General features: G+C 71.9%; 10 protein-coding genes. 7 read left to right on the forward strand and 3 right to left on the reverse strand.

Annotated elements, in window-relative coordinates:
• The first annotated feature begins 88 nt into the window (after positions 1–88).
• The 6 genes from AB0I15_RS55560 to AB0I15_RS55585 all read left to right on the forward strand — a co-directional run bounded on the left by AB0I15_RS55560 (position 89) and on the right by AB0I15_RS55585 (position 9,408).
• Positions 89–2,614, forward strand: a complete 2,526-nt coding sequence (locus AB0I15_RS55560; RefSeq protein WP_358116121.1) for a PA14 domain-containing protein — start codon at positions 89–91, stop codon at positions 2,612–2,614.
• Positions 2,615–2,674: 60 nt separating this feature from the next.
• A complete protein-coding gene (locus tag AB0I15_RS55565) occupies positions 2,675–3,754 on the forward strand; it encodes an ABC transporter substrate-binding protein (protein WP_358116124.1) in 1,080 nt (359 codons plus the stop codon).
• The gene (locus tag AB0I15_RS55570) at positions 3,741–5,303 is read left to right on the forward strand and encodes a sugar ABC transporter ATP-binding protein (RefSeq protein ID WP_358116127.1); all 1,563 of its coding nucleotides are present in this window, start codon (positions 3,741–3,743) and stop codon (positions 5,301–5,303) included. The genes AB0I15_RS55565 and AB0I15_RS55570 overlap by 14 nt, the downstream gene beginning before the upstream one ends.
• Positions 5,296–6,267, forward strand: coding sequence for an ABC transporter permease (locus tag AB0I15_RS55575; protein WP_358116130.1), 972 nt, complete (start codon positions 5,296–5,298; stop codon positions 6,265–6,267). Before AB0I15_RS55570 ends, AB0I15_RS55575 begins: the two co-directional genes overlap by 8 nt.
• Positions 6,264–7,217 carry an ABC transporter permease gene (locus tag AB0I15_RS55580; protein WP_358116132.1) on the forward strand — a complete coding sequence of 318 codons (954 nt, stop codon included), beginning with the start codon at positions 6,264–6,266 and terminating at the stop codon, positions 7,215–7,217. Before AB0I15_RS55575 ends, AB0I15_RS55580 begins: the two co-directional genes overlap by 4 nt.
• A gap of 76 nt (positions 7,218–7,293) precedes the next feature.
• Positions 7,294–9,408, forward strand: coding sequence for a serine/threonine-protein kinase (locus AB0I15_RS55585; RefSeq protein ID WP_358116134.1), 2,115 nt, complete (start codon positions 7,294–7,296; stop codon positions 9,406–9,408).
• Positions 9,409–9,418: 10 nt separating this feature from the next.
• Here the strand turns inward: AB0I15_RS55585 and AB0I15_RS55590 are convergent, their stop codons facing one another.
• The 3 genes from AB0I15_RS55590 to AB0I15_RS55600 form a co-directional block, all read right to left on the reverse strand.
• A complete protein-coding gene (locus tag AB0I15_RS55590; protein ID WP_358116137.1) occupies positions 9,419–10,381 on the reverse strand; it encodes a pirin family protein in 963 nt (320 codons plus the stop codon).
• A 16-nt stretch (positions 10,382–10,397) separates the two neighbouring features.
• A complete protein-coding gene (locus AB0I15_RS55595) occupies positions 10,398–11,519 on the reverse strand; it encodes an MBL fold metallo-hydrolase (RefSeq protein ID WP_358116139.1) in 1,122 nt (373 codons plus the stop codon).
• An 88-nt stretch (positions 11,520–11,607) separates the two neighbouring features.
• Positions 11,608–12,396, reverse strand: a complete 789-nt coding sequence (locus AB0I15_RS55600; protein ID WP_358116141.1) for an SDR family oxidoreductase — start codon at positions 12,394–12,396, stop codon at positions 11,608–11,610.
• Between the two features lie 104 nt (positions 12,397–12,500).
• Here AB0I15_RS55600 and AB0I15_RS55605 point away from each other — a divergent pair, with 104 nt between their 5' ends.
• A complete protein-coding gene (locus AB0I15_RS55605) occupies positions 12,501–13,076 on the forward strand; it encodes a helix-turn-helix domain-containing protein (RefSeq protein WP_358116144.1) in 576 nt (191 codons plus the stop codon).
• The last annotated feature ends 133 nt before the right edge of the window (positions 13,077–13,209 follow it).

Raw genomic sequence — 13,209 nt, forward strand, 5'->3', positions numbered from 1 at the left:
ACCGGCTCGGTCCGTCGGTGCTTACTTTGGAGCGTGTCAGGGTCAAAAGCTGTCCGAACCTGATCGGCGCGTGTCGAAAGGACCCCCCGTGCGTAAGCGTCTCGCGTTGCTGCTGGCCGTACTGATGTCGGTGTTATGGCAGCCGCCGTCCCCGGTGTCCGCCGCCCCCGTTGAACGCAACGGGCTGCGCGGCGACTACTACCTCGCCTCGGCGGCGGGCCGGTTCGACTTCGCCGAGCTCAAGGCGAGCATCATCGACCCGAACCTGGAGATGGCCGACCTGAACCCCACGTTCAAACTGCTGACCGGCAGGGAGGACGACGTCACCGTGCGGTGGACGGGGCAGATCACCGCCGAACACTCCGAGACCTACACCTTCTCCATCATCGGCGACAACGGCTTCCGCCTCTGGGTGGACGGCCGGCCGATCATCGACCACTGGGTGGACGACTGGGACCGGGAGCAGGTCGGCACCCCGATCGCCCTCCAGGCGGGCAGGAAGTACGACGTCAAGGTCGAGTACTTCGAGCACTTCGGCGGCGCCAACCTGCGGCTGCGCTGGCAGAGCCCGAGCCAGCCGAAGGCCATCGTCCCCATGGACGCCTTCACCGTCCCCGCGGACTTCCAGCCGGACGGCCCCTACGACGCCCGGATCGACAAGGCCGGCGACGTCGCCACCCTCACCTACCCCAAGCCGCTGAGCCCGCTGCCCGCGAACGCGGCCCAGAAGCTGGGCCTCACGGTCGGCGGCGCCGCCTGGCCGGTGACCTCCGCGGTGCTGAAGAGCCCGGACACCGTCGAGCTCAAGCTGAAGCACCCGGTCCCGTCGAAGGCCGGCAACACCGTGCGCACCTCGTACGACGGCAGCGGCGGCATCACCTACGCCGATGGCGCCGCCCTGGCCGCCTACCCCTTCGCGTACGTGGTCAACGCCTCGTCCTACATCCTGCGGACCAAGTGGTCCGACGAGATGAACCCGGCGAATCCGCTGCCCGAGTACCCCCGGCCGCAGCTCGTCCGGAACCGCTGGCAGAGCCTCAACGGCACCTGGCAGTTCGCCCCGGCCAAGGCGGGCGAGGCCGTGCCCACCGGGCGTGAGCTGCCCGAGCGGATCGTGGTGCCGTACCCGGTGGAGTCGCAGCTCTCCGGCCTCGGCCGGCACGAGGAGCGCATGTGGTACCGCCGTACGTTCGACGTGCCGCCGGACTGGCGCGGCGAGCGGCTGCTGCTGCACCTCGACGCGGTGGACTGGCAGGCCGAGGTCTACGTCAACGGCCAGAAGGTCACCACCCACAAGGGCGGCTACGGCCGGATCAGCGTGGACGTGACCGACGCGCTCAAGCGCGGCGCCCGCCAGGAGCTGGTCGTCGGCGTGTACGACCCGACCGACGGCGGCGCCCAGGCCATCGGCAAGCAGCGCCTCGACCCGAGCGGCATCTGGTACACCGCGGTCTCCGGCATCTGGCAGACCGTCTGGATCGAGCCGGTCGGGCAGACCCGGATCGACCGCGTCGACACCACCCCCGACGTCCCCGGCGAGGCCCTGTACGTCACCGTCCACGGCACGGCCGGCACCGCCACCGTGATCGCCAGGGACGGCAGGACCGGCCGCGACGTGGTCGGCAGGGTCACCGGGCCCGTCGGCCAGAAGCTGCGCCTCCCGGTGCCCGACCCCAGGCTCTGGTCCCCGGACGACCCCCACCTGTACGACCTGGAGGTCAGGCTCGGCGACGACAAGGTGACGTCGTACTTCGGGATGCGCTCCATCGAGGTCTCCGGCAACCGCATGCTGCTCAACGGCCGGCCGGTCTTCCAGATCGGCCCGCTCGACCAGGGCTTCTGGCCCGACGGCATCTACACGCCGCCGACCGACGAGGCCCTGCGCTACGACCTGGAGCAGACCAAGGCCCTCGGCTTCAACGCCGTGCGCAAGCACGTCAAGGTCGAGTCCGACCGCTGGTACCACCACGCCGACAAGCTCGGCCTGCTGGTCTGGCAGGACATGCCGTCGGCCTTCCGCACCTCCGACCGGCCGCAGTTCGAGGCCGAGCTGCGCGAGCTGGTCGACCAGCACCGCAGCAGCCCGTCGATCGTGATGTGGGTGCCGTTCAACGAGGGCTGGGGCCAGTACGACCAGGCGCGCATCGCGAACCTGGTCAAGGGCTGGGACCCCTCGCGCCTGGTGAACAACATGAGCGGGATCAACTGCTGCGGCGCCGTGGACGGCGGCAACGGCGACGTCAAGGACTTCCACATCTACCCGGGCCCCGGCAACCCCGGCAAGCCCACCGGCACCAGGGCGAACGTGATCGGCGAGTACGGCGGCCTGGCCCTGCCCGTCGTCGGCCACACCTGGTCCGGCGGCGGCTGGGGCTACGCGGTCGAGCCCGACCCCGCGGCCCTCACCAACCGCTACGTGAACATGGTCAAGGAGCTCGAGCGGCTGCACGCCTGCGAACGGCTCAGCGCCGCGATCTACACCCAGACGACCGACGTCGAGACCGAGATCAACGGCCTCATGACGTACGACCGGGCGATCACCAAGCCGGACGTCAAGCGCGTCCACGACGCCCACAAGGCGCTGACGAGCGCGATCAACCCCACCTGCAGCTGATCTCTCGTGCGCCCGGGCCCCTGCGGCCCGGGCGCCGCGCCTGATAGGAAAGGAAACGCCATGACCCCCCATATCCGGCCCCATGTCCGCACAGCCGCATTGGCGCTGGCCGTCCTGCTCACCGCGGCCGCCTGCGCCAAGGCCGAGGAGCCGCAGAGCGCGCCCGCCGCCACCAGCACCGCCGGCCAGCAGGTCGTCCAGAGCCCCTCCGGCACCGCCGGCCCGACCTGCACGCTGCAGCAGTTCGGCGGCACCAAGTTCGACCTCAAGACCGCCACGGTCGGCTTCTCCCAGTCGGAGAAGGAGGCCAACCCGTTCCGCATCGCCGAGACCAAGTCCATCAAGGACGAGGCGGCCAAGCTCGGCATCACGAACCTCAAGGTCACCAACGCCCAGTCGCAGTTCTCCAAGCAGATCACCGACGTCCAGCAGCTCATCGCCCAAGGGGTGAAGCTCCTGGTCATCGCGCCGCTCAACTCCGACGGCTGGGAGCCCGTGCTCCAGCAGGCCGCCGCCAAGAAGATCCCGATCATCACGGTGGACCGGAAGATCAACGCCAAGGCGTGCAGCGACTACCTGACCTTCATCGGCTCGGACTTCTACGAGCAGGGCAAGCGCGCCGCCGACCGCATGATCGACGCCCTGTCCGGCAAGGGCAAGGTCGCCATCCTGCTCGGCGCGCCCGGCAACAACGTCACCACCGAGCGGACGAACGGCTTCAAGGACCGCGTCAAGGAGAAGGCCCCCGGGATCACGATCTCGTTCGAGCAGACCGGCGAGTTCGCCCGTGAGAAGGGCCAGCAGGTCACCGAGCAGCTCATCCAGTCCAACCCTGACATCAACGGCATCTACGCCGAGAACGACGAGATGGCGCTGGGCGCGGTCACCGCGCTGAAGGGCGCCGGCAAGGAGCCCGGCACCATCAAGATCGTGTCGGTGGACGGCACCCGCAGCGCCGTCCAGGGCATCGCCGACGGCTGGCTGCACGCGGTCATCGAGTCCAACCCGCGCTTCGGCCCGCTCGCCTTCGAGACCGCCCAGAAGTTCCTGGACGGCCAGGCGATCCCGGACAAGGTGATCATCTCCGACCGCGACTACGACACGAGCAACGCCAAGGACTCCCTCGGTGAGGCGTACTGAGTTGGAACCGGTTCTCGAGGCCAAGGGGATCAGCAAACGCTTCCCCGGCGTGCTCGCCCTCGACGGCGTGTCCCTCGCCCTGCGCCCGGGCGAGGTGCACGCGCTCGTCGGCGAGAACGGCGCGGGCAAGTCCACGCTGATCAAGGTCTTCACCGGCGTGTACCAGCCGGACGGCGGCGAGCTGCGCTACCGGGGCGCCGCCGCCGCGTTCGGCACCCCCATGGAGGCGCAGCACGCCGGAATCTCCACCATCTACCAGGAGGTCAACCTCGTCCCGATGATGTCGGTGGCCCGCAACCTGCTGCTCGGCCGCGAACCGCGCGGCCGGTTCGGGGTGATCGACGCGACCGCCATGTACGGCGAGGCCGAACGCGTCCTGTCCGGCTACGGCGTCGAGACCGACGTCCGCCGGCCGCTGCGCACGCTGGGCGTCGGCGCGCAGCAGATGGTCGCCCTGGCCAGGGCGGTCTCCGTGGACGCCCGCGTGGTGATCATGGACGAGCCCACCTCGTCCCTGGAGCCGCGCGAGGTCGAGACCCTGTTCGGGGTGATCAGGCGGCTGCGCGACAGCGGCATCGCCGTCATGTACGTCAGCCACCGCCTCGACGAGCTCTACCGCGTGTGCGACCAGGTGACCGTGCTGCGTGACGGCCGCCTGGCCCACACCGGCCCGCTGGCCGAGCTGGAACGGCTCAGGCTCATCTCGCTCATGCTCGGCCGCGACCTGAACGAGGTCCGCGCCGAGGGCCTGACTCGCTTCTCCCGCGACCGGCACACCGGCGCCGGCCAGGTCAACGGCCAGACCCCGGCGGTCGAGGCGAAGGGCCTGACCCGGCGCCACGTGCTCGACGGCGTGGACGTCTCCGTTCGGCCCGGCGAGGTCGTCGGGCTGGGCGGGCTGCTGGGCGCGGGGCGTACCGAGACGGCCAAGGCCATCGTCGGCGCCCTGCCCCTGGACGGCGGGCAGGTGCTCGTGGCAGGGTCGCCGCTGCGCGCCGGCTCCACCGCGGCGGCCATCAGGGCGGGCGTCAGCCTGCTGCCCGAGGACCGCAAGGCCGAGGGCATCATCCCGACCCTGTCCGTACGCGAGAACATCGCCCTGGCCGCCCTGCCCTCCCTCGGCAGGGCGGGCGTGGTGTCGGAGGCGAAGATCGACCGGGTGGTCGAGATCTTCATGCGGAGGCTGAGGATCAAGGCCGCCTCGCAGCACCAGCTCGTCTCCGAGCTGTCCGGCGGCAACCAGCAGAAGGTGCTGCTGGCCCGCTGGCTGGCGGTGCGGCCCAAGGTGCTGCTGCTCGACGAGCCCACCCGGGGCATCGACGTCGGCGCCAAGGCCGAGGTGCAGGCGCTGATCGACGAGCTGGCCGAGGAGGGGCTGGGCGTGCTGCTGATCTCCTCCGACCTGGAGGAGCTGGTCGAGGGCGCCGACAGGATCCTCGTGCTGCGCGAGGGCACGGTCGTGGGGGAGCTGTCGGGCGACGAGGTGACCGAGGAGAGGATCATGGCGACGATCGCTGAGCAGACGGTCGCAGGGCAGTCGGATGGCTGAGCCGGCCTCACGGCGGAGCGGCCGCGTCGCCCTGCTGAAACCGCAGGTGTTCGCCTGGGTGCAGGACTACGGGGTGTACGCGGCCGTGCTGGTGCTGCTGCTGTTCAACGTGCTGTTCACGCCGCACTTCCTGGACGCCTCGAACTTCCGCACCCAGCTCGTCCAGGTCACCCCCATCGTGATCGTCTCGCTGGGGATGGCGCTGGTGATCGGCACCCAGGGCATCGACCTGTCGGTCGGCTCGGTGATGGCGCTGGCCGCCGCCGTCGTCGTGCTCTACCTGGGCTACGGCTGGCTGCCCGCGCTCATCGTGGCCGTCGTCGGCGGCGCGATCGTCGGGGCGGCGGGCGGGGCGCTGGTGGCCTACGTCGGGGTGCAGCCGATCGTGGCGACACTGGCGCTGCTGGTCGGCGTGCGCGGCCTGGCGAACGTGCTGGTGCCGCAGCTCGTCGAGTTCCGCAACCCCGACCTGATCGCGCTGGGCAGCAGCTCGGTGGCCGGGATCCCGGTCATCGTGCTCATCGCGGCGGCGCTGACCGTGATCGTGCTGTTCGTGGTGCGGCGGACCACGTTCGGCCGGCAGGTCGTCGCGATCGGCGGCAACCGCTCGGCCAGCGAGCTGTCCGGGCTGCCGGTCAAGCGCGTGCTCCTGATCGTCTACGTGATCTCCGGCCTGCTGGCCGCCCTGGCCGGGGTGCTGGCCACGGCCCGGCTGCAGGCCAGCGACCCGACCTCGCTCGGCCTGTTCATCGAGCTGTCGGCGATCACCGCCGTCGTCGTCGGCGGCACCCCGCTGACCGGCGGCCGGATCAGGGTGCTCAGCACGGTCATGGGCGCGCTGCTCATGCAGCTCCTGTCGGCCACGCTGATCAAGCACAACCTGCCGCAGTCGTGGACCCAGATGGTCCAGGCGGTCATCATCCTGGCCGCCGTCTACGCCACCAGGAAGCGGGGGACTCGATGAACCGCGAGCAGGTCAGCCGGGTGCTCCAGCAGCACGGCGCCGTCATGGTGCTGGGCCTGCTGGTGGTCGTGGGCAGCCTGGGCTTCGACACCTTCGCCACACCCGCGAACGCGGCCAGCGTGGTCGTCTCGTCGTCGTTCCTGGCGATCATCGCGATCGGCATGACGTTCGTGATCATCAGCGGCGGGATCGACCTGTCGGTCGGCTCGCTGTTCGTGCTGGGCGGCGTGCTGGCCGCCTACGGCTCCCAGTACGGCCTCCTCGTGGCCCTGCTGCTGCCCCTGGTGGTGTGCGGGGTGGTCGGCCTGCTGCAGGGCCTGGTGATCGCGCGCACGGGGATGGCCCCGTTCATCGTGACCCTGGCCGGCCTGCTCGGCGTGCGCGGCCTGATGCTGGCCATCTCGGACGAGGGCGCCACCACGTACCTCGTCAAGGACCGCGCCTTCGCCACCCTGGGCCAGGGCGAGATCCTGGGCCTGTCCTACCCCGTGTACGTCACCATCGCCCTGGCCCTGGCCGCCATGGTGCTGCTGCAGCGCACCGGCTTCGGCCAGAACGTCTACGCCATCGGCGGCAATGAGCAGGCGGCGGCCCTCATGGGCGTGCCGGTCGCCCGGACCAAGGTGTACGTGTACGTCATGTCGGGCCTGCTGGCCGGGCTGGCCGGCGCGCTGAACGCCGCCCGGCTCTCCTCCGGCGTGACGATCCTGGGCATCGGGCTGGAGCTGGACGCCATCGCCGCCGTGGTGATCGGCGGGACCCTGCTGACCGGCGGGGCCGGCGGCATCACCGGCTCGGTGGCCGGGGTGCTGCTGCTCGGGGTCATCCAGAGCCTGATCAACCAGGTGGGCAGCCTGACGTCGGCGTTCCAGCAGGTGGTCAGCGGCCTGTTCCTGGCGCTGGTGGTGGTGGCGCAGCGGCTGCTGAGCAAGGCGCAGCGGCTGACCTGACCGGTGTGCCCCCGGCCGCCCGGGGGCACACCGCCGGTGAAAGCCGATTGCAAGATTCGGCGTTCATAATCCGCCTATGCCGTCGATTACCGAGCGCAGAGCAGGAGATCCCGCCGGCCTCGGAGGCTACGAGATCCGGGGACGGCTGGGCGAGGGCGGTCAGGGCGTCGTCTACCTGGGCGTCTCCCAGGACGATCAAGTGGCCGTCAAATGGCTGCGGCCCCACCTCGCCGGAGACGCGGTGGCGGCGCAGCGGTTCGCCAGGGAGGCAGAGGTGGCCCGGCGGGTGGCCCCCTTCTGCACGGCGAAGGTGCTGGCCACCGGCGTGCACGAGGGGCGCCCGTTCATCGTCAGCGAATATGTCGAGGGGCCCTCGCTGCAGCGGGCGGTGACCGAGCAGGGCCCGCGCACCGCGGCGGGCCTGCACCGGCTGGCGATCGGCACGGCCACCGCGCTCGCCGCGATCCACCAGGCCGGCATCGTGCACCGCGACTTCAGCCCCGGCAACGTGATCCTGGGCGGGGAGGGCCCGCGGGTGATCGACTTCGGCATCGCCAGGGCGCTCGACGCGACCTCGACGATCACCTCCATGCCCGTGGGCACGCCGGCGTTCATGGCGCCCGAGCAGATCCTCGCCCAGCCGGTGGGGGCCGCGGCCGACATGTTCGCGTGGGGGAGCACGATGGTGTTCGCGGCCGGGGGCGCGGGGCCGTTCGAGGCCGAGACCGTGCCGGCGATCATCCACCGCGTGCTCCACACCGAGCCCGACCTGTCGCGGCTGACCGGCCCGCTGCGCGAGCTCGTCGCCGCCTGCCTGGCCAAGGATCCCGCCCGCCGCCCGACGGCCCAGCAGGTGGTGCTGCACCTCCTGCAGCAGCCGGTCTCCACCCCCGACGCCCTCCACCGGGCGGCCACCGCCGCGACCGCGGCCCCGCACCTCGCGCCCCACTCCACCCCGCACCTCGCGCCGCCCCCCGGCCCCCAGCCCCCGCCCTCCCGCTCCTGGGAGGCGTCCGGCTTCGCCGCGCCGCCCGCCGCCCGGCAGGCGGCAGGCCCCCGGTGGGCGCCGGGCGTTCAGCCCGTCCCCTTCGGGCCCGGCACGCCCCCGCCTTCGAAGGGCGGCAGGAAGGGGTGGGTGCTCGGGGCGGTCATCGCGGGCGTGGCGCTGGTGGCGGCCGTCGCGATCGTCGTGGTCACCGCCGTCAACCTGCCGCTCCCCGGCCCGCGGCCCAGGCCGAGCACGCCACCGTCCGCCGCGCCGGCGACCCCGTCCCGGGTCCCCACCGCGAACCTGGCCACCATCAAGCTGCCCGACACCGAGGCCACGATCTACGAGAGCCCGGCCGACCCGATCCGGCTCACCACGTACATGGTCAGGAACGCCGGGAGCGGAGACTGGGTCTACTACACCCGCGACTCCCTCACCGGCTCCTTCAAGAGCTATCCGGACATGTGGGAGAGCATGCTCTCGCCCGACGGCCGCCGCCTGGTCCAGCGCGGCAAGAAGTTCGCCGGCGGCTACGACACCGCCCAGATCATCGACAAGGTGACGGGGGAGCGGTTCACGGTCCGCACTTCGCAGCAGCCGCTCAGCGCGTACGTGCAGGGGTGGTCGCGCGACAGCGCCCGCGTGCTGTTCAACGTCGGCAACCCCGTCAAGGGCACCTGGCAGTCGACCGGCTTCGCCATCGTGGACGTCAACACCCGCAAGGCCACGATCGCCTCCCTGCGGGAGGGCTCGCTCAAGGGCATCAGGTACGGCTTCGACCACACCGGCACCGGCGTGGTCGCCCTGTCCAACGACACCGCCCAGCAGGCGCTGCGCTTCTTCGACGCCACCGGGCAGCGTGTCCGCCGCCTGCCCAACGTGGGCGCGGGCATCGCCGACGCGCTGTTCTCACCATCCGGCGGGCGCTTCGTCACCAACTGCCCGGGGCTGCTCAGCGGCACCAACTGCGTCTACGACTCCCGCACCGGCGCCGAGGTGAAGCGGGTCGCCTCGCCCTGCTCCGGCCTGGCCACCTGGTACGACGACGACCACCTGGCCTGCTGGGTACGCCAGGACGGCGCGGCCGGCCGCCAGCGGCTGCAGGTGATCGACTTCGCCGGCGAGGCGGTGCGGCTGCTGGCCGACGTACCGCGGGACACGACCGGCATGGACGTGCTCTACACCTACATCCGGCGCAACTGACCCACCCGGGTCAGCGGACGCGCCCGCGCGGCTTGAGGCGCAGGTTGGGCAGGGCGGGCGCGGGGAGCGGCGCGCCGTCGAACCCCTCGACGGACCCGAACCCCTCGCCCTCCGACCACTCCTTCCGGAACGCGGCGATCTCGTCGTGGGAGCGGCCGACGAAGTTCCACCACATGACGATCTCCTCGCCGAACGGCTCGCCGCCGATGAGCAGCACCCGCCCGCGCCCCGACAGCCGCACCCCCGCGCGCCCCGGCGGCAGATAGCTCAGCGGCCCGCGACCCACCGGCTCGACCTCGCCGTCGAGCAGCAGCAGCCCGTGCTCGAACGCCGGATCGACCGGCACCTCGCACGTGCCGTCCACCGCCACCTCCGCGCCCACGAGCGGGCTGTAGGCGGTGGCCGGCGAGACCACCCCGCCCAGCGTCCCCATGACGACGGTGGCCGCGAACCCCGGCCCGCGCAGCACCGGCAGCGACGGGTGATGCTCGAAACCGGGCGCGACGTGGCGCTGCCCGCCGGGCAGCGCCACCCAGAGCTGCACCCCGTGCAGCACGGTCTCCGGCGACTCCTCCGAGTGTGAGATGCCGCGACCGGCCGTCATCAGGTTGAGCTGCCCGGGGCGGACCTCCTGCAGCGTGCCCAGGCTGTCGCGGTGCAGCACCTCGCCCGCGACCAGCCAGCTCACCGTCTGCAGGCCGGTGTGCGGGTGCGGCGGCACGCGCATGACGGCCCGCTGCGGCCCGTACGCGTCCACGAAGCACCACGCGCCGATCATGCGGCGGTGGGCGCCCGGCAACGTCCGGCTCACCGTCATCGCGCGCGGCCCGCCCAGCGGCACCTCGCGCCCCATCAGCACCTCGCCGCCGGCACCCGTCCCGGCACCCGTCCCGGCGTCTGGCTCGGCGCTCGTCTTCGTGCCCGTCTCGGCGCCGCAGCGGATCTCCCGCGGGTCACGCTCCAGGTTGCTCACGCTCAAACTGTACGGTTCAGCCCAGCGTCTCCCACCAGCCGTCCACCGCCGGGGCGGAGGAGGTCTCGACGGCCTCGCCCGGCCGCGGCACGACGATCGAGACGTCACGGGCCTTGGCCTCACGCCACAGCCGCTCCACCGGCTCCGCCCACGGGTGCAGGGCCAGCGTGAACGTCGCCCAGTGCACCGGCAGCAGCAGCTCGCCGCCCAGTTCGAGGTGGGCGTTGACGGCCTCCTCCGGGTTCATGTGGATGTCCGGCCAGGCCGGGCTGTACGCGCCGATCGGCATCAGCGTCAGGTCGAACGGCCCGTGCGACGACCCGATGCCGCGATATCCCTCGAAATATCCGGAGTCGCCCGCGTAGAACACCCGCCGTTCCGCCCCGGCGACCACCCAGGACCCCCACAGCGTGTCGTTGCGGGTGAACGAGCGGCCGGAGAAGTGCCGCGCCGCCGTGGAGACGAACCGCAGCCCCGCCACCACGGCCTCCTCATCCCAGTCCAGCTCGATGATCCGGTACGCGGGCACGCCCCACCGCTCCAGGTGCGCCCCGATGCCCAGCGGCACCAGGAACGGGGCGTTCTGCGTACGGGTCAGCGAGCGGACGGTCGCCATGTCGAGGTGGTCGTAGTGGTCGTGCGAGATGGCGATCGCGTCGATCTGCGGCAGCCCGCCCAGCTCCACCGGAACCGGGTGGTGCCGCTTCGGGCCGACGAGCCGCGAGGGGGAGACCCGCTTGCTCCACACCGGGTCGAACAGCACCCGCCGGCCCTCGATCTCCACCAGCGTGGAGGCGTGGCCGTACCAGATCACGCGCAGGCCGTCGGCGGGTGGCGGGGTGGACGGCGGGATGCGCAGCGGGACCGGGCCGCCGGGGTGGCGCAGCTCCCTGTCCTTGGCCATCTCGCCGAGCAGGCCCACGGGCGGGGCGGTCATCATGTGCGTGGGCTCCGGCATGGAGTTGTAGAAGAGCCCGTCCTTGAACTGCGGCGAGCGCCGCATCCTCGCCGCCCGGTCCGGCCCCGACGTCAGCGGCCGCACGCCCAGCTCCGCGGGCACCTCGCGCAACGCCCAACCGGCGGCGGCCAGGGCCACCCCGCCCGCGAGAATCCGCCGCGCTCTCCGCATTCCTGCCATCGCCCACACTCCCCTGAGAGACTTGTTCATCCCGCTCAACCCGGCGGGATTCCCCGGTGTTCCCTTTTCTACGATATATCGCGATAGGTCAAACGGTCTTGATCGCCCCGCCGTCGATCACGTAGTCGGCTCCGGTGACGCTCCCGGCGTGCGGTGAGGCCAGCCAGGTCACCAGGGCGGCGACCTCCTCCGGCTCGATGAACCTCCCGGTCGTCATCCCGGTGCCGGCCGGCAGTCCCGCCAGGAACTGATCGAGCTCCAGGCCGTGCGCGGCGGCGACCGCGGCGCCGTACCCGTTGGGGGCCTCCCACAGCGAGGTGCGGACCGCGCCGGGCGAGACCGTGTTGACCCGCACCCCCCGCGGCCCGAACTCCTCCGCCAGCGCCTTGCCGAACGCGGTCAGCGCCGCCTTGGCCGTCGTGTACGCGATCGGCCCGCCGTGCGGCACCCGGGCGCCGACGGAGGAGATGTTGACGACGGCGCCGCCCCGCTCCAGGAGGCTCGGCAGGGCGGCGCGGGTGGCGCGGACGGTGCCGAGGAGGTTGAGGTCGTAGGTCTGGCGCCACACGTCCTCGGTGGTGTCGAGGAACCCGCCGACCTGCCCCTCGCCGCTGTCGCCGCCGCCCACGTTGTTGACCAGCAGGTCGATCCCGCCCAGCTCGGCCAGCGCCCGCTCGACCGCCTCGGCCGGGCCATGGGCGGTGGACAGGTCGGCGGTCACCACGACGGCGCCGGTCTCCTTCAGCTCGGTGGGGGTGGTCCTGGCGACGGCCGCCACCCGCATCCCCTCGGCGCTCAGCGCCCGCACGATCGCCAGCCCCAGGCCCCTGCTCGCGCCGGTGACGACGGCGGTCTTGCCGGTGAGTCGCATGTCCATGATCGCTCCCTAGATGCGTCAGTTGTGACGCTTTGACTCTAGAACTTGCAACACTGATGACGCAACTTCTGGAGAAATGGGGACGATGCCGTAACCTGTCGGACGTGAGTGAGACGACGCGGGCGCTGAGGTCCGATGCCGAGCGGACGGTGCGCACGATCCTGGAGGCGGCCGAGCGCGTGCTCAGCAGGAACCCGGCGGCCAGCATGGAGCAGATCGCCGAGGCCGCCGGGGTGGCGCGCACCACCGTGCACCGGCGCTTCGCCTCGCGCGAGGCGCTGGTCGCCGCGATGACGGCCTGGGCCACCCGCCAGTTCGCCGCCGCCGTCGACTCCGCCCACCCCGACACCACGCCGCCCCTGGTCGCGCTCTACCAGGTGACGGCCCACGTGCTGCGGGTGAAGATCGACTGGGGGTTCGCGATGAGCCGGGCGCCGGCGGCCGACCCCGAGGTGGCCCGGGTGCACGCCGACGTCGAGGAGCGCTGCGAGCGGCTGTTCGCCAGGGCCCAGCAGGCCGGCGTGCTGCGCGCCGACGTGGACCACCTCTGGGCCAAGCGGGTCTACTACGCGCTCATCCACGAGTCGGCGCAGGAGCGCGACGGCGACCCCGACGCCCTCGCGGCACGCCTGGTGGACACGTTGCTACGGGGGGTCGGCACCGGGCAGGGCCTGACCTGAAACCGGTGACCCGGGGGCAGCGGGCCGGGGTGCGCCCCGAACGCGGCGCGCCCCTGGAAACGCGACACCATCACCAGGCCCGCGCTGCCCGCTCCTCGTCGCTCCCGCTCACTCTGCCGGCGCCGATACTGAT

It is taken from the genome of Nonomuraea sp. NPDC050643 (assembly GCF_040654715.1).
Lineage (GTDB): Bacteria > Actinomycetota > Actinomycetes > Streptosporangiales > Streptosporangiaceae > Nonomuraea.